The 16,108-nt window shown below is 31.8% G+C and carries 17 protein-coding genes; 10 read left to right on the top strand and 7 right to left on the bottom strand.

Annotated elements, in window-relative coordinates; translation table 11 throughout:
• Positions 1-54 precede the first annotated feature (54 nt).
• Positions 55-2,238, top strand: coding sequence for a glutamine synthetase III family protein (locus D3P13_RS02635; RefSeq protein WP_117879741.1), 2,184 nt, complete (start codon positions 55-57; stop codon positions 2,236-2,238).
• Positions 2,239-2,411: 173 nt separating this feature from the next.
• Entirely contained in the window at positions 2,412-2,717 is a 306-nt protein-coding gene (locus D3P13_RS02630; protein WP_117879740.1) for a rhodanese-like domain-containing protein, read from the top strand.
• 1 nt (position 2,718) lies between these two features.
• Here D3P13_RS02630 and D3P13_RS02625 read toward each other — a convergent pair whose 3' ends face one another.
• Together D3P13_RS02625 and alaS are read right to left on the bottom strand one after the other, a co-directional pair.
• Positions 2,719-3,657, bottom strand: a complete 939-nt coding sequence (locus D3P13_RS02625) for a GSCFA domain-containing protein (RefSeq protein ID WP_117879739.1) — start codon at positions 3,655-3,657, stop codon at positions 2,719-2,721.
• A 189-nt stretch (positions 3,658-3,846) separates the two neighbouring features.
• A complete protein-coding gene (gene alaS / locus D3P13_RS02620) occupies positions 3,847-6,453 on the bottom strand; it encodes an alanine--tRNA ligase (RefSeq protein ID WP_117879738.1) in 2,607 nt (868 codons plus the stop codon).
• Between the two features lie 122 nt (positions 6,454-6,575).
• On the opposite strand from alaS, the gene D3P13_RS02615 reads away from it, so the two are divergent.
• The 6 genes from D3P13_RS02615 (at position 6,576) to D3P13_RS02590 (ending at position 10,944) form a co-directional block, all read left to right on the top strand.
• Entirely contained in the window at positions 6,576-7,547 is a 972-nt protein-coding gene (locus D3P13_RS02615; protein ID WP_117879737.1) for a M23 family metallopeptidase, read from the top strand.
• Entirely contained in the window at positions 7,547-7,876 is a 330-nt protein-coding gene (locus D3P13_RS02610; protein ID WP_117879736.1) for a MerR family transcriptional regulator, read from the top strand. Before D3P13_RS02615 ends, D3P13_RS02610 begins: the two co-directional genes overlap by 1 nt.
• Positions 7,877-7,887: 11 nt before the next feature.
• Positions 7,888-8,490, top strand: coding sequence for a LemA family protein (locus D3P13_RS02605; protein WP_117879735.1), 603 nt, complete (start codon positions 7,888-7,890; stop codon positions 8,488-8,490).
• Between the two features lie 146 nt (positions 8,491-8,636).
• Positions 8,637-9,074, top strand: a complete 438-nt coding sequence (locus D3P13_RS02600; RefSeq protein ID WP_117879734.1) for a TPM domain-containing protein — start codon at positions 8,637-8,639, stop codon at positions 9,072-9,074.
• A 58-nt stretch (positions 9,075-9,132) separates the two neighbouring features.
• Positions 9,133-10,185 (top strand): ferredoxin--NADP reductase, encoded by a 1,053-nt coding sequence (locus D3P13_RS02595; protein ID WP_117879733.1) that lies wholly within the window; start codon positions 9,133-9,135, stop codon positions 10,183-10,185.
• Positions 10,186-10,269: 84 nt separating this feature from the next.
• Entirely contained in the window at positions 10,270-10,944 is a 675-nt protein-coding gene (locus D3P13_RS02590) for a LysE family translocator (protein WP_117879732.1), read from the top strand.
• A 74-nt stretch (positions 10,945-11,018) separates the two neighbouring features.
• Here D3P13_RS02590 and dut read toward each other — a convergent pair whose 3' ends face one another.
• The 4 genes from dut to rplU form a co-directional block, all read right to left on the bottom strand.
• Positions 11,019-11,450 carry a dUTP diphosphatase gene (gene dut / locus D3P13_RS02585; RefSeq protein WP_117879731.1) on the bottom strand — a complete coding sequence of 144 codons (432 nt, stop codon included), beginning with the start codon at positions 11,448-11,450 and terminating at the stop codon, positions 11,019-11,021.
• Complete coding sequence (locus tag D3P13_RS02580) at positions 11,447-12,898, bottom strand: oligosaccharide flippase family protein (RefSeq protein ID WP_117879730.1); 1,452 nt, start codon at positions 12,896-12,898, stop codon at positions 11,447-11,449. The genes dut and D3P13_RS02580 overlap by 4 nt, the downstream gene beginning before the upstream one ends.
• A gap of 85 nt (positions 12,899-12,983) precedes the next feature.
• Positions 12,984-13,244, bottom strand: a complete 261-nt coding sequence (gene rpmA, locus D3P13_RS02575) for a 50S ribosomal protein L27 (protein ID WP_117879729.1) — start codon at positions 13,242-13,244, stop codon at positions 12,984-12,986.
• Positions 13,245-13,283: 39 nt separating this feature from the next.
• Positions 13,284-13,964, bottom strand: coding sequence for a 50S ribosomal protein L21 (rplU, locus tag D3P13_RS02570; RefSeq protein ID WP_117879728.1), 681 nt, complete (start codon positions 13,962-13,964; stop codon positions 13,284-13,286).
• 226 nt (positions 13,965-14,190) lie between these two features.
• On the opposite strand from rplU, the gene D3P13_RS02565 reads away from it, so the two are divergent.
• Positions 14,191-14,571 (top strand): heavy-metal-associated domain-containing protein, encoded by a 381-nt coding sequence (locus tag D3P13_RS02565; RefSeq protein ID WP_117879727.1) that lies wholly within the window; start codon positions 14,191-14,193, stop codon positions 14,569-14,571.
• Positions 14,572-14,659: 88 nt separating this feature from the next.
• On the top strand, positions 14,660-14,977 hold the full coding sequence (locus tag D3P13_RS02560; protein ID WP_117879726.1) for a YtxH domain-containing protein: 318 nt from the start codon (positions 14,660-14,662) through the stop codon (positions 14,975-14,977).
• A 66-nt stretch (positions 14,978-15,043) separates the two neighbouring features.
• On the opposite strand, the gene D3P13_RS02555 is transcribed toward D3P13_RS02560, so the two are convergent.
• Entirely contained in the window at positions 15,044-16,102 is a 1,059-nt protein-coding gene (locus tag D3P13_RS02555; RefSeq protein WP_157972812.1) for a COX15/CtaA family protein, read from the bottom strand.
• Positions 16,103-16,108 lie beyond the last annotated feature (6 nt).

The following is a 16,108-nucleotide window of genomic DNA, read 5'->3' as shown; positions in this document are numbered from 1 at the left end:
TAATAAGTTTCATTGAAAATCGCTAATTTTGTTTAAACTAAATAATTATAAATTATGGCAGTATTAAGATTTCATGCTTTAAAAGAAGCTTTAAATAGAAAACCTGTTGAGGTTGACGAAAGTATAAAACGCTCTGAGTTATTTGGCGAAAATGTATTTAATGAAAGTACAATGCGTCAGTATTTAACTAAAGAAGCCTATCAAGGTGTTATGAGTGCTATCCAAGATGGTACAAAAATAGATAGAAAGATTGCTGATCAAGTAGCTTCTTCTATGAAAGATTGGGCTTTGTCTAAAGGAGTAACTCATTATACACATTGGTTTCAACCATTAACTGGAGGTACCGCTGAAAAACATGATGCCTTTTTTGAAACTATAGGTAACGGTTTAGCAGTTGAAAAATTTGGAGGTTCTGAATTAGTTCAACAAGAGCCAGATGCATCTAGTTTTCCGAATGGGGGAATTAGAAACACTTTTGAAGCAAGAGGATATACTGCTTGGGATCCAACTTCTCCTGCATTTATCTTTGGAACAACATTGTCTATTCCTACTATATTTGTTGCCTATACAGGTGAGGCTTTAGATAATAAAACACCATTACTAAGAGCATTACAAGCAATTGATAAATCAGCTACTGCAGTTTGTAAGTATTTTGATAAAAATGTAAAAAAAGTAACTGCTTCTTTAGGATGGGAACAAGAATACTTTTTAATTGATAAAGCATTAGCAGCATCAAGACCTGATATTATATTAACAGGCCGTACCTTATTAGGTCATTCTCCTGCTAAAGGTCAACAATTAGATGATCATTATTTTGGATCAATTCCTACGAGGGCATTAAACTATATGCGCGATTTGGAAACAGAATGTATGTTGTTGGGTATACCCGTTAAAACACGTCATAACGAAGTTGCCCCAAATCAATTTGAATTGGCACCTATTTATGAAGAGTCTAATTTAGCAGTAGATCATAATTCCTTATTAATGGATGTAATGGGTAAGGTTGCCTCTCGTCACAATTTTAAAGTACTTTTTCATGAAAAGCCTTTTGCAGGTGTAAATGGGTCAGGTAAACATAATAACTGGTCACTTTCTACAGATACTGGTATTAACTTATTAGGACCAGGTAAAACACCAATGAGTAACCTACAATTTTTAACCTTCTTTATCAATACCATAAAAGCGGTTTATGATAATGAAGAATTGTTAAGAGCAACAATTGCTTCTGCAAGTAATGACCACAGGTTAGGTGCAAATGAAGCACCACCTGCTATTATATCGGTTTTTATTGGTGAGCAATTGACCAAAGTATTACAAGAATTAGAAGGGGTTACTAATGGTAAGCTTTCTCCTGAAGAAAAAACAGATTTAAAATTGAATGTAGTTGGTAAAATTCCTGATGTATTGTTAGATAATACAGATAGAAATAGAACTTCTCCTTTTGCTTTTACAGGTAATAAATTTGAATTTAGAGCGGTGGGGTCTACGGCAAATTGTGCGATACCAATGACTGTTTTAAATACTATTGTTGCCAAGCAATTAAAAGATTTTAAAATAGAAGTTGACGCTTTAATTAAAAAGAAAGATTTAAAGAAAGACGAAGCAATATTTAATGTGTTAAGAGAATACATTAAATCTTCTAAGAAAGTTTTATTTGAAGGAAATGGTTACGGTGCAGAATGGGAAAAAGAAGCTAAGAAAAGGGGTCTAAGTAATAATAAAACTACGCCAGAAGCTTTAAAAGCTCAAATATCTAAAAAAACTTTAGCTTTATATGAAGAAATGGAGGTAATGAGTAAGGTAGAAGTAGAGGCAAGGCATGAAATAGAATTGGAAGAATATACAATGCATATTCAAATTGAAGGCAGAGTGTTGGGTGATATTGCTAGAAATCATGTAATACCAACAGCTGTAAAATATCAAAACATGTTAATAGAAAATGTAAAAGGATTAAAAGAGATCTTTGAACAGGACTATAAAAAAGAAGCTGGTGAGCAAATTAAACTTATTAGAGAAATTTCAGAGCATATATCGGAAATTAACTCGAAAATTAATGCAATGATTGAAGAACGTAAGAAGGCTAATAAATTGGAAGGTCAAAAAGCTGCTGATGCTTATTGTAATAAGGTTAAGCCTTATTTCGACGATATTAGATACCATTGTGATAAATTAGAAATTATGATTGATGATGAACTTTGGACCTTAACTAAGTATAGAGAAATGCTTTTTACACGTTAAAAAATTAAATAGAATTAGTACAATAAATCCCGCCTTGAGCGGGATTTATTTTGTTATTAAAGAAAATTATGCAAGATTTTAATTGATTACTTTAATCACTTTGGTAACAAGAGTTACAGTATGTAAATCAATTTTATACTTACATTTGCAATCTTAAACTTAAAAATAGAAATATGGGATTATTTAATTTATTTGGATCAGGGGGTAGTAATAATATAGAAGAATACCTTAAAAAAGGAGCAGTGGTTATTGATGTAAGAACGGTTGCAGAATACAGTGAAGGTCATGTTGAAGGTTCAAAAAACATTGTTTTAGATACTATTCAGAATCATATAGATGAAATTAAAGCCTTAAATAAACCAGTAATTACTTGTTGTAGAAGTGGTGCAAGAAGCGGAAGTGCCGAAAGTATTTTAAAAGAACACGGTATCGATTGTATAAATGGTGGTCCTTGGCAAAATGTGGACAAACACATGTAGGTTAAAAAATAATATTTGGATGGTTTTCTTTAAAGGTTTTTAATTTCTTTGAAGTAGCATCAACAAATTTTTGATGACTTTCACTTTGTGGATGTATAGGTCTATGTGCTAAATCTTTTTGTAATTGATTTACTTTAGACATTATTTTAATAGTGTCCTCAGACATAAAAACATCGGTAAATTTTTCCCAAATATAATTGATAGCCAATTTATTAGGATGCACCATATCCTGTTTGTAAAAACGATAATCACGTAAATCATCCATCATTATTTCATAAGCTGGAAAATAGGCGACATTGTTGCTGTTTATTACGTTGTGAATGGCGGACAACAAATGAGCTTTGCTTTGCTGATTTTCAATAAATCCATCCTTTAAATGACGGACAGGGCTTACCGTAAAGGTTACGGAAACCTTTATATTTACCGTTTTTACCAGTTCAAGTATTGAAACCAAATTTTTTTCAATTTCAGCAACGGTTAGCAACTCTTTTTTAAATGCTACTTGTGGTATTTTATGACAGTTTGCCACAATAGTATTTGATTCTAAATGTCGATAAGCCCAAGCTGTACCAAGTGTAATAAATATATGAGTCGCTGATTTGAGAGCCTCATAAAAATCGAATACATTTTTGTTTTTTTTTGATACATCAGGTGTAGGTTCTGAAAACTTAGAATGGTGGTTAAAACTATGCCATAAACCATCATGAAAAACAAGATCATCTTTGGTGTATACTCGTTTGTTAACCGCGGCTTTTATCGTATTTTCAATAGAAACTGGATTAAACAAAATACCATTTGGGTTTACAGATGTATTGAACTTATAATAATTCAATTGCTCACCAATATTATCAGAAAAACAAGAGCCAATTAGAATGATATTGCTATCATATGTAATTGGGTTACTTTGTTTTTTAATAGGTATTTCCGTTTTCAGTTTCATTGATTGGTGTTAAGAATAAAATACAGATTGCCTTGAATATTTCTAATACGGAAATTCCATTAATCTTTGTCATTCCGAGGTACAAGCAATATTACGAATTGTCACCATGATTTTGATAGGCTTTTCCTTTATCGAAATGATAATTTTATCAATTAAACAAATTAAGGATTAGCAAATACATCAACTTAATTACAAATATCCTTTTGCTTTCTCTAATGCTTCTTTAATTCCAGAGGGGTTTTTACCGCCAGCTGTTGCAAAGAAAGCTTGACCACCACCGCCACCTTGTATTAGTTTACCCAAGTCACGTACAATGTTTCCGGCATGTAACTTATCGTTAGCAATGTTTTTGGAAATATAAATAGTTAAAATGGCTTTACCATCAATATTAGATCCTGTAATAAAGAATAAGTCTTTAATTTCTCCTCCTAACTGAAAGGCCAAATCTTTTACACTATTGGCATCTAAACTCACTTCCGCACTTATAAAGTTTACACCATTTATTTGTTGAACTTTATCTTTTAATTCATCTTTTAGATTGGAGGCTTTATCTTTTAAAAAACCTTCAATTTGTTTTTTCAAATTAGCGTTTTCCTCTTGTAAGTTTTCTATAGCCTTTACAGGTTCTTTTGGGTTTTTTAAAACATGTTTTATAGCTTCATAATTCTCATCTATCTCTACAAAATAATCACCAACAGCAGCATTGGTAATTGCTTCAATTCGTCTAATACCAGCGGCAACAGCACTTTCAGATTTTATTTTAAAATACCAGATTTCGCCAGTGTGCTGAACGTGAGTACCACCGCATAACTCAATAGATTTTCCGAATCTAATAGCTCTAACACTATCACCATACTTTTCGCCAAATAAAGCCATGGCACCTTCGTCAATAGCTTCTTGAATTGGGATGTTGCGTTTTTCTACCAAAGGTAGATTTTCACGAATACGAGCATTTACAAAATCTTCTATTTCTTGAAGTTGTTGAGGTTCTACTTTTGCAAAATGAGAAAAGTCAAAACGTAATGATTTAGGTTTTACTAAAGACCCTTTTTGCTCAACATGATTTCCTAATACTTTCCGTAATGCCTGGTGTAATAAATGTGTCGCAGTATGATTACTAGCTGACAGTTTTCGTTGTTCTTTATTTACTACAGCATTAAATATTTCGGTCGTATTTTTTGGTAAATGCTTCGTGTAATGAACTATTAGATTGTTCTCTTTTTTAGTGTCTAAAACATAAATAACGTCGCCGTTGTTCATTTCAAGATGCCCTTTATCACCAACTTGACCGCCACCTTCTGGGTAGAAAGGGGTCATGTTAAATACCAATTGATACATTTCGCCATCTTTTTTGGTAGTAACTTTCCTATATTGGGTAATTTTAACCTTAGCATTCAAGCTGTCATATCCAATAAATTCCTCTTCTTCGTCTTCAACTAAAACATTCCAATCAGAAGTTTCCACAGCTGAAGCTGCCTTAGAACGGTCTTTTTGTTTTTGCATATGGGCATTGAACCCTTCTTCATCAACTGTATATCCTTTTTCTTTTGCAATAAGTTGTGTTAAATCAAAAGGGAAGCCATAAGTATCATACAATTCGAATGCTTTTCCTCCAGAAATATTCTTGTCTTTGGTATTATCTATAATCCTATCTAACAATAAAAGCCCTTGGTCTAACGCTCGTAAAAAAGAATGCTCTTCTTCTTTAATAACATTGTGTATCAAGACTTCTTGATTTTTTATTTCCGGAAATACGTCGCCCATTTGCTTAGACAAGGTTTTCGTTAACTTATAGATAAACGGTTCTTTTTGGTCGAGAAAAGTAAATCCATATCGGATTGCTCTACGTAAAATACGTCTAATTACATAACCTGCACCAGTATTACTCGGCAGTTGGCCATCTGAGATTGAAAAAGCAACAGCACGTACATGGTCAACAATTACTCTTATAGCAATATCTGTTTCGTTGTCTTTACCGTAATTGTGATTTGTAATGGTTTCTACTTCCCTAATTAAAGGTGTAAAAACATCAGTATCATAATTAGAGGTTACGCCTTGTAATGCCATGCATAAACGTTCAAACCCCATACCAGTATCAATATGTTTTGCAGATAAATCGACTAAGGAACCATCTGCTTTTCTATTGTACTGCATAAAAACTAGATTCCATATTTCAACCACTTGAGGGTGATCTTTGTTGACTAAATCTTTACCTGGAATTTTAGCTTTTTCTTCTTCAGTTCTTAAATCAACATGTATTTCTGAGCAAGGTCCACAGGGCCCTTGAGCACCCATTTCCCAAAAATTATCTTTTTTATTACCATTAATAATCCTATCTTCATCAATATGACTTTTCCAAAAATCATAAGCTTCTTGATCAAAATCTAGATTATCTTGCTTGTCTCCTTCAAAAACGGTGACATATAATTTTGTTTTGTCAATTTTATATACTTCCGTTAATAACTCCCAAGCCCAACCAATAGCTTCTTTTTTGAAATAATCACCAAAACTCCAATTGCCTAACATTTCAAATAATGTGTGGTGATACGTGTCAATACCAACTTCTTCTAGGTCGTTATGTTTACCTGATACACGTAAACATTTTTGGGTGTCAGCAATACGCTTATTTTTTATCGTTTTTTGACCCAAAAAATATTCTTTAAAAGGAACCATACCTGCATTATTAAACATTAATGTAGGGTCGTTCTTTAAAACTAAAGGAGCCGATGGCACTATTTTGTGTTGTTTATCTTTAAAAAAATCTAAAAATTGTTGTCTGATTTTTTGTGAAGTCATATTGTACTGATTATAAACTAAAAAAATTAAGTACTTTTCATTTGCAAAACATTTTGTAACTTTGTTTGTTAAGCAATTCTAAAGTATATTTTAAATGCTACAAAAATAGCATATTTTAATCTATGGCTAAAGTAAAATATTATTACGATTCTGATACACTATCTTATAAGAAAGTAGTGTTACGTAAACGCGATAAATTTAAAAAATTCCTAGTGTTTTTTTTAGGTGCTATTTCATTCGGCTTAATCTTTATGTTTATTTCCTTCCAGTTTGTAGAATCTCCCAAAGAGAAAGCTCAAAAGCGTGAATTAGAAAATTTAAAATTACGTTACGGGTTGTTGGATAAGAAGATGGCTCAAATTGAAAATGTTTTAGATGGTATCCAACATAGAGATAATGATATTTATAGGTTGTATTTTGAAGCGAACCCAATACCAGATGAACAAAGAAAAGCTGGATTTGGAGGGGTGAACAGGTATAAATCTTTAGAGGGTTTTGAAAATTCTGAAATGATAATTGATGTAAGTAAGAAAATGGATATTCTTTCAAAACAACTTTATATTCAATCAAAATCTTTAGACGAAATAATAAATTTAGCTGAAGATAAGGAAAAATTATTGGCTTCAATTCCTGCAATTCAACCGGTTAATAATGAAGATTTAACGCGTATGGCTTCTGGTTATGGATGGCGTTCAGATCCATTTACAAAGGCTAGAAAAATGCATAAGGGTATGGATTTTACGGCACCTACTGGTACGCCTATTTATGCCTCAGGAAATGGAAAAATTTATAGGGCAGATAACAGAGCTTCTGGTTTTGGTGAGCATATAGAAATAGACCATGGTTATGGTTATAAAACAATTTACGCTCACTTAAGTAAATACAATGTAAAACAGGGTCAAAAAGTTAAACGTGGTGACCTTATTGGGTTTGTGGGTAATACAGGTAGGTCTTCAGGACCACATTTGCATTATGAAGTGCATAAAAATGGAAAACCGATCAATCCAATTAATTTCTATTATGGTAACTTAACACCTGACGAGTTTGAAGAAATGTTAAAAATTGCTGCTCAAGAAGGACAATCATTTGATTAATGGATATAAATTTACCTGATAAAAGATATTATAAAATTGGCGAAGTAGCCAAAGCATTTAATGTGAATGCTTCCTTGATTCGTTTTTGGGATAAGGAATTTGATGTTATAAAGCCTAAAAAAAATAATAAGGGTAACAGAATGTTTACGCCTGATGATATTAAAAATATTCAAATGATTTATCATTTGGTAAAAGAAAGAGGTTTTACATTAGATGGTGCTCGTAAAAAATTGAAATCGAAACCTGATGAAATAAAAGATAGTTTCGACATTATTGCTCGTTTGGAATCCATCAAAGGGGAACTTCTAAAAATTAAAAATCAACTCTAAATATTTATACAATGAAAAAATGGATAGTTCCCTTAATAATTATTGGTGTTTTAGTTTTTTTAGGTGTAAATACCTATAATTCTATTATTCCAAAAAGAAATGCTGCAGAAAAACAATGGGCAAATGTAGAAAGTGCTTATCAGCGTAGAGCAGATTTAATACCAAATATTGTGAAAACAGTGCAAGGTGCAGCTGATTTTGAAAAAGAAACATTAGAAGGGGTAATCAAGGCAAGGGCAGAAGCTACCAAAACCTCTATTAACGTTGGTGACTTAACACCAGAAAACATGGCTAAATTCCAACAAGCACAAAGTGGACTTTCAGGGGCGTTAAGTAAATTAATGGTTGTGGTAGAACGCTATCCTGAATTAAAAGCGAATCAGAATTTTTTAGAATTGCAAAGCCAATTAGAGGGTACTGAAAATAGAATTAATGTAGAGAGAAATAGATTCAATGAGGTAGCCACAGTGTATAAAGATTATATAGAGAAATTTCCTACAAATTTATTTGCAAAGGTTTTTGGATTCAACCATCTACCATTATTTAAATCAGAGGCTGGTTCTGAAAACGCTCCAGACGTAGATTTTGATTTTAGTGGAGATAAGAAAGAGTAATTTATAAGACAAAAGACTAAAGTAATAATGGTCTGTCATTCCGAGGCACGAGGAATCTTTTAAATTGGAGTACTAACATTAATGAGATTCTTCCTGCGTCAGAATGACAGGTGAACTAGATATTTAATTTTTAAACCTCAAACTTTATGTCTAAAGTAGAAGATTTTTTAACCAAAGCTGAAGAGCAAGAAATAATTGAAGCTATTCGTTTGGCGGAACAAAATACTTCTGGTGAAATTCGTGTTCACTTAGAGAAAACTACTGATAAGGAACCTTTAGAAAGAGCTAGAGAAGTATTTCGTTTTTTAAAAATGAATGAAACAGAGCAACAAAATGGAGTGCTTTTTTATGTTGCAGTTGACAATAGAAAATTCTCAATTTTAGGAGATAAAGGTATTGATATCGCTGTTCCAGATGATTTTTGGGACAGTGTTAAAAATAACGTCATTACGGCCTTTAAAGACGGTAATTATACACAAGGTTTAAAAGAAGGAATCCTTGAGACAGGGGCGAAATTAAAACAGTATTTTCCGTATCAAAAAGATGATAAAAATGAGTTGCCAGACTCTATATCTTTAAGTTAGTAATTATTCGATATTTTAATGAGGTTTTATTAACTTTACAGCTTTAAAAAAGCAATTAATGTCTACATTTTATAAGCTCTCAGTAAAAGAGATCCAGCAAGAAACAAAAGATTCGGTTTCCATAGTTTTTGATGTGCCTCAAGATCTACAAGAACGTTTTAAGTTTATACCAGGTCAATATTTAACCATAAAAAAAATATTAAACGATAACGAAGTAAGACGGGCGTATTCCATATGCTCTTCATTACAGAGTAATATCCTTAAAATAGCTGTTAAAAAGGTTGATAATGGTCTGTTTTCTAAATTTGCTGTAAATGATTTGGCAGTTGGTGATGTTTTAGAAGTTTCAAGACCAGAGGGGCGGTTTGACTTAATGCCGAACAATAAGCATAAAAAAAATTATATAGCTCTTGCAGCTGGGAGTGGTATAACACCTGTTTTATCTATGATAAAATCGGTACTAGAAACGGAAAAGGAGAGTCATTTTGTATTGGTTTATGGTAATAAATCGATAGAAGATGTTATTTTTAAACAAGAAATTGACGCACTTCAGTCATCATACCCAACTAGTTTTACAGTACAATATGTATTCAGTCAGCACCAAGAAGAAGATACACTTTTCGGTAGGATTGATATTTCTGTACTAAACTTTATTTTAGACAATAAGTGCAAGGATCTTAAATTTGATGATTATTTTCTTTGTGGTCCAGAACTGATGATAAATTTGATAAAATCAAGTTTGATAGAAAAGGGAGTGAAAGAAAAAAATGTTCATTTTGAATTATTTTCAACAAACGTTGATGAAAAAGAAGGTGATGCCAATATTGAAGGTAAAACTATCGTTAAAGTAATGTTAGATGATGAGGAACATACTTTTGAAATGGATAGAGGAAAGACTATTTTAGAAGTTGCTTTGAAAAAAGGTTTAGATGCTCCGTACTCATGCCAAGGTGGTATTTGCAGTACGTGTTTGGCACAAGTTACAGAGGGCAAGGCAATGATGGATAAAAACGCTATCTTAACCGATGGTGAAATTGAAGAAGGATTGATATTAACATGTCAGGCACATCCGACAACGGCTACCATTAGCATTGATTATGACGATGTATAAATCTATGATTGATTTTAAAAGTCATGAATAAAATTAAAATTATAAGAAATAAAATTTGTTGCAAACTCCTTATACATATAACCTATGAATGATATTATAAATGCTATACCCATTGGGATAGGTCTTGCATTTATGATAGGCCCAGTATTCTTTGTGTTATTAGAAACAAGTGCAACGAAGGGTTTTAGAGCGGCGTTGGTTTTTGACATAGGTGTAATTATTGCAGACATTATTTTTCTGTATTTTTCTTATTATGGAAGTCGTACTTTATTAGAAAAAATCAAAGATGATCCTAGATTATTCTTGCTAGGTGGTGGTATTTTATTTATTTACGGACTACTGATATTTTTTAAACGAAGAAAGCCAGTTATAACGGATGATGACTTGGTTGTAGTAGAAAAAAATAACTATTTTGGATTGTTTTTTAAAGGGTTCTTATTGAACTTTATTAATATTGGAGTATTAGCATTTTGGTTAGGAATGATAGTAGTTATGAGCCCACAATTAGAAATGGACGATTCCCGAATTTTTACTTATTTTGCGGCTGTTTTATTAGCTTATTTTATTACTGATTTGCTGAAAATTTTACTTGCCAAACAATTAAAGAATAAACTAACTCCAATTGTTATTAGAAAAATTAGAAGAGGTATGGGTATCACATTAATGGTATTTGGACTTTTTCTTGCTGCACAATCCTTGTTGCCAGATAAAGCAAAGAAGCAAATTGATAGCGTTATAGAGAAAAGTATAGCAGAGTAAGCTTCAGCGTATTATTTCAATAAATTGATTGTAGATGAAACTAAATGCTTTATTTGGTCATTAAGATCTAATAACTATTTACCTGTACTACCAAAACCTCCTGCTCCTCGTTTGGTTTCATCTAAAATTTCTACTTGCTCCCATTTTGCCTGAGTATATTGTGCAATTACGAGTTGAGCGATACGTTCTCCATCATTTACAATAAAATCTTGGTTTGATAGGTTTATCAAAATAACACCTATTTCTCCACGATAATCGGCATCAATAGTGCCAGGAGCATTGAGAACCGTAATACCATTTTTAGTAGCTAAACCACTTCTAGGTCTTACTTGAGCTTCATAAGCTATCGGTAAGGCAATAAAAAGCCCTGTTTTTACAATGGCTCTCTCTAAGGGTTTTAGGGTAATAGGTGCTACTATATTTGCTCTCAAATCCATTCCAGCAGAAGCAATAGTTTCATAATTAGGTAATGGGTGCTTTGACTTATTGATAATTTTTACAATCATTTTTTGAAGATGGTTTTAATTTCGTTTTTCTCGTTAAAGTAGATAAAACTAATAAATACTAATATAAATAAAGTTGATATGTAATAATTGGACTTAAACTGATAGTATGATAATACGGATAAGCCAAAAGAAAGTATAATGTATAGCAATACTTTATTCATTTTGTAGGGAACTTGATAATATTTTTTACCATAATAGTATGATAATAGCGTCATACTAGCGTATGCAATCAATGTTGCCCAAGCGGAAGCCATAAATCCATATTTAGGGATAAACACAAGATTTAAAACAACGGTAATGAAAGCACCAATCACTGAAAAATACATGCCGTATTTTGTTTTATCGGTTAATTTGTACCACACTGATAGATTATTATAAACTCCTAATAATAAATTGGCCAATAATATAATTGGAACAATAGCTAGTGCACCAAAATATTCATCAGCGATTATAAAACTTGCTAAAAAATCTATATATACGACTACAAATAACATAAAAAAGGCACCAATAATCGTAAACCACGTTAATATTTTAGCATAATTCTGTTTCGCATTTACCTTCTCAGATTGATTAAAGAAGTAGGGTTCAGCACCTAATTTAAAGGCTGTAATGTATAAGGTCATAAACACTCCTAATTTGTAACAAGCCGCATAAATACCCATTTGGTCTTTACCAATCATATCACCTAATAACAATTTGTCTAAATTTTCATTAGTTGTATATGCAAGGCCACCTATCATTATAGGTACGCCATAAGTTAACATTCTTAAAAGTATTTTTTTATCAAATCCGAATCCAAATTTGAACATGGATGGCAATAACATCAAGAAAGTAACAAAACTCGCTATTAAGTTGGCTATAAATATAAAGACAACAGTAGGTGTGGTTTGGTGAAATTTAATAATTGAGGAGGGTAAGGTAATGCCGTTTTTTATGGCATAGGGTATAAACCATAAAAAGAACAAATTAAAAAAGGCATAAATTATAATATTTGATATTCTATAAAAAGCAAATTTAATAGGCCTGTTTGTCACCCTTAAATAAGCATAAGGAATAACAACTAGCAAATCAAAGGCGGTAACAAATGTTAATATTTTTAGATGTATTGGGTTGTCAAAACCTAACAAATAGGATAGTTGATTATTGAAAGTCAATAGAACAACTAAAAAAAGTAGTGTAGAAGCTATTAACGTAATGAAAGAGGTAGAAACAATTTTACCTTTTTCTTTCTCTTTTGAGAAGAATCTAAAAAAAGCCGTTTCTAAACCAAAAGTTAAAAACGCAATAAAATATGCGGCAAAAACAAAATACCATGTGTTTTCGGCGAATTTAGCTGATTCTAACTTTTCTGTGTGGAGTCTTGTTAAAAGAATATTGATGGCTCTTGGTAAAACCGCAGCTACTCCGTATATAATGGTGTCTTTAAAAAATTTTTTTAACGAACTCAAGTTTAATTTTTTATTATAGATACAAATATAAAAGAAAAACCCTCACCAAAAGGTAAGGGTTTATATATTCTATTTTAAAGAGCTGTTAAGCTTCAATAGGTACAATAGAAACATAAGATCTATTGTTTCTTTTCTTAGTAAATTTTACAATACCATCAACTTTTGCATGTAATGTATGGTCTTTTCCCATATATACATTTTCACCTGGATGATGACTAGTACCTCTTTGACGGATAATAATATTACCGGCAATAGCACCTTGACCTCCAAAAATTTTAACGCCAAGTCGTTTCGATTCTGATTCTCTACCGTTCTTAGAACTACCTACACCTTTTTTATGTGCCATGATTTATAGTTTTAAATTGTTAAATATTTTTTTGAGGTATTAAGCTTCAATACCACCTTTAGTTTCATCTTGCCATTTTTTTAGCTCATCCCATTTACCTTCAGCAGCCATTTTTGCTTGTTTTGACCATGAACCAGGATTTTTTGATGCATATCTTGAACCTGCACCTTCTAAAATAGCTTTTAATTCTTTTTGAGAAGCTTTTGCTAATTTAGCAAAAGTATCAATACCAGCTTCAGCAAAAATTTCAGCAATTTTTGGACCAATACCTTCAACTTTTCTTAAATCATCAGCACTAGCCGTTTTAACAGGAGCTTTTTTAGCAGCTGGTTTCGGAGTTGCCGCTACTTTTGGTTCCGCTTTTTTAGGAGCTTCCTTTTTTGGTTCTTCCTTTTTAGCTTTTTTAGCACCACTAGCTACAATACTTTCAATCTGAATTTCAGATAAATATTGACGGTGTCCATTTTTTACTTTGTAACCTTTTCTACGTTTTTTCTTAAAAACGATTACTTTGTCACCTTTTAGGTGTTTAAGGATTTTAGCAGTTACTGCTGCACCTTCTATAGCTGGGGCACCTATGGTTACTTTGCCATCATCCAATAAAAGAACGTTATCAAAAGTAACTTCTGAACCTTCTTTGTCTTGTAAACGATGTACAAAAACCTTCTGGTTTTTAGCAACTTTAAATTGCTGCCCTGCTATCTCTACAATTGCGTACATAAATTAATGTTTTTTATTAAAAACCCATTGTTTAGGGTTTTGCTTGTTTGAAAATGAGTGCAAATATACTTCTATTTTATAAATAAGCAACATGCGAAATGTAAAAAATGTAAATTGTTTAATTTGGCTATCTGTTATAATAATGTTAATTTCAACAATGTGGCACTTTGAATATAGGTGTAAAACTGATTTTTTCATTAAATTTGTGACATAAAGTTATAAATTAATGAAAATTTTAAAGCCAGTAGTACTCCTTATTATAGTATGTGTATTTGTTTCATGTGGCAATGAGTCTAAAACGAATTCACGAAATAATGATGTATTGAGTCATAATTCTGATGGCAATAATGAAAATATTGCTGCAAATTTAGAGAAGATCTCGTTAGAAATAGACGGAATGACATGTGAAATTGGTTGTGCAAGAACTATACAATCGAAACTTTCAAAGACAAAAGGAGTTAAAATGGCGGAGGTTGATTTCGAAAATAAAACGGGTGTTGTTGAGTTTGACTCTAATAGGATAACTGAGGATGAGATAGTTGATATTGTAGAGCAAATTGCTGGCGGAGATTTATATAAAGTAAATGAAGTTAAAAAGGCTGAATAGAAAAAACGAAAAAAAACCTTTGTTCATGTGAAATATTATTAGTTATTTTGCGTTTCGTTAACGTATTAAAAACTAAATTTAAAAACAAATGAAATTACTTAAAGGATTTTTTGCAATTGCTCTAGTAGGTTTAATTGCTGTTTCTTGTAAAGAAGCAAAAGACAAAGCTGGTGACGCTATGGATACCGTAGAAGAAACAGCAGGAGACATTAAAGATTCAGCTTCTGAAGCTGTTGAAGATGTAAAGGATACAGCTACTGAGGCTATTGACTCTGTTAAAGCTAAAGCTGAAGATTTAAAAGAAGGTGCTAAAGACGCTGTTGAAGGTGTTAAAGAAGGTGCTGAAAAAACTGTTGAAGCAGTAAAAGAAAAAGCAAATGATGTTAAAGAAGCAGTGAGTAACTAATTCTTAACAACAAAAACACTATTAAAAAGGCTTTCAATTTGGAAGCCTTTTTTTTATGCTTTAATATTAAATATTTTTATTAGTTCTTAATGAGAAGTAGAAAAAGAACAAACTAATATAGAATAGTAAACCAACCAATTGGTGCAGTACACCATAAGATAATGGTATCCCGGGATTTACATTTAAAACAGTCAATATTCCTAAAAGTAGCTGTCCTAAAATTAAGAATGAAATTGCATTTAACCAGAATTTCGAAAGTTTTGAAGCTGACTTTCTGTAAATAAAGAACAGATATAAGGTAAAGATGACTAATACATAAGCTAATAAGCGGTGAATAAACTGAATTAATGCAGGAGCAAAAGTAAAAGTATCATAGTTTGTTAGGTTTATCCATTTCCAATTTTCAAGGCTGTGCATAACTTCAGGTAAAAAATAGCCATTCATATCTGGCCACGAAGGATAGTATAAACCAGCTTTCATACCTGCCATTAACCCAGCAAATATCATTTGAACAAAAGTAATTGCGATAAAAATTGGAAGAATAATACTAGATTTTTTTTCTGAAATACTTTTGTAATTATAAACATCAGCAATTGTTTTAACCATAAAAGTTGTACTTACCAAGGCGAGTATAAAGTGTAAAGTTAACTTGTAGGCATTAACCCAAGGTCTGTTCACTAATCCGCTTTTTACCATAATCCATCCTGCTGAAGCTGTAAGTGCTGTAAATAGCACAACTATAAGCAATCGTTTTATTAAGTATGCGTTAATTTGTTTTCTTATAATAAATATAATGAACGGAATTAAAAAAACAAAGCCCAATATTCTAACCCAAAGTCTATGAAAATATTCCCAGAAAAAAATAAATTTAAAATCGGTTAAGTCGAAATGAGAATTTATTTTATGGTATTGTGGTGTCTCTTTGTAAAGTTCAAATGCTTCTTGCCATTGTGTTGGGTTTAAAGGCGGTATTGTTCCGCTAACAATATCCCAGCGAGTTATTGATAGTCCAGATCCTGTTAATCTTGTTATGCCGCCAAGAACGACTTGTCCGATTAACATAACTAATCCTAAAATTAACCATATTCTAATGGTTTTGGTGTATTTGTATTTATGGGTAGTCAATTTAAT

It is taken from the genome of Aureibaculum luteum (assembly GCF_003449015.1).
Classification (GTDB): domain Bacteria; phylum Bacteroidota; class Bacteroidia; order Flavobacteriales; family Flavobacteriaceae; genus Aureibaculum; species Aureibaculum luteum.
This window is presented reverse-complemented; position numbering and strand designations above follow the sequence as displayed.

Coding starts and splice junctions, on each gene's coding strand:
- rpmA (WP_117879729.1), bottom strand. CDS start 13,244: ATGGCACATAAAAAAGGTGTAGGTAGTTCTAAGAACGGTAGAGAATCA.
- rplU (WP_117879728.1), bottom strand. CDS start 13,964: ATGTACGCAATTGTAGAGATAGCAGGGCAGCAATTTAAAGTTGCTAAA.
- D3P13_RS02625 (WP_117879739.1), bottom strand. CDS start 3,657: ATGAAACTGAAAACGGAAATACCTATTAAAAAACAAAGTAACCCAATT.
- D3P13_RS02605 (WP_117879735.1), top strand. CDS start 7,888: ATGAAAAAATGGATAGTTCCCTTAATAATTATTGGTGTTTTAGTTTTT.
- alaS (WP_117879738.1), bottom strand. CDS start 6,453: ATGACTTCACAAAAAATCAGACAACAATTTTTAGATTTTTTTAAAGAT.
- D3P13_RS02615 (WP_117879737.1), top strand. CDS start 6,576: ATGGCTAAAGTAAAATATTATTACGATTCTGATACACTATCTTATAAG.
- D3P13_RS02560 (WP_117879726.1), top strand. CDS start 14,660: ATGAAATTACTTAAAGGATTTTTTGCAATTGCTCTAGTAGGTTTAATT.
- D3P13_RS02565 (WP_117879727.1), top strand. CDS start 14,191: ATGAAAATTTTAAAGCCAGTAGTACTCCTTATTATAGTATGTGTATTT.
- D3P13_RS02610 (WP_117879736.1), top strand. CDS start 7,547: ATGGATATAAATTTACCTGATAAAAGATATTATAAAATTGGCGAAGTA.
- dut (WP_117879731.1), bottom strand. CDS start 11,450: ATGATTGTAAAAATTATCAATAAGTCAAAGCACCCATTACCTAATTAT.
- D3P13_RS02590 (WP_117879732.1), top strand. CDS start 10,270: ATGAATGATATTATAAATGCTATACCCATTGGGATAGGTCTTGCATTT.
- D3P13_RS02635 (WP_117879741.1), top strand. CDS start 55: ATGGCAGTATTAAGATTTCATGCTTTAAAAGAAGCTTTAAATAGAAAA.
- D3P13_RS02600 (WP_117879734.1), top strand. CDS start 8,637: ATGTCTAAAGTAGAAGATTTTTTAACCAAAGCTGAAGAGCAAGAAATA.
- D3P13_RS02630 (WP_117879740.1), top strand. CDS start 2,412: ATGGGATTATTTAATTTATTTGGATCAGGGGGTAGTAATAATATAGAA.
- D3P13_RS02595 (WP_117879733.1), top strand. CDS start 9,133: ATGTCTACATTTTATAAGCTCTCAGTAAAAGAGATCCAGCAAGAAACA.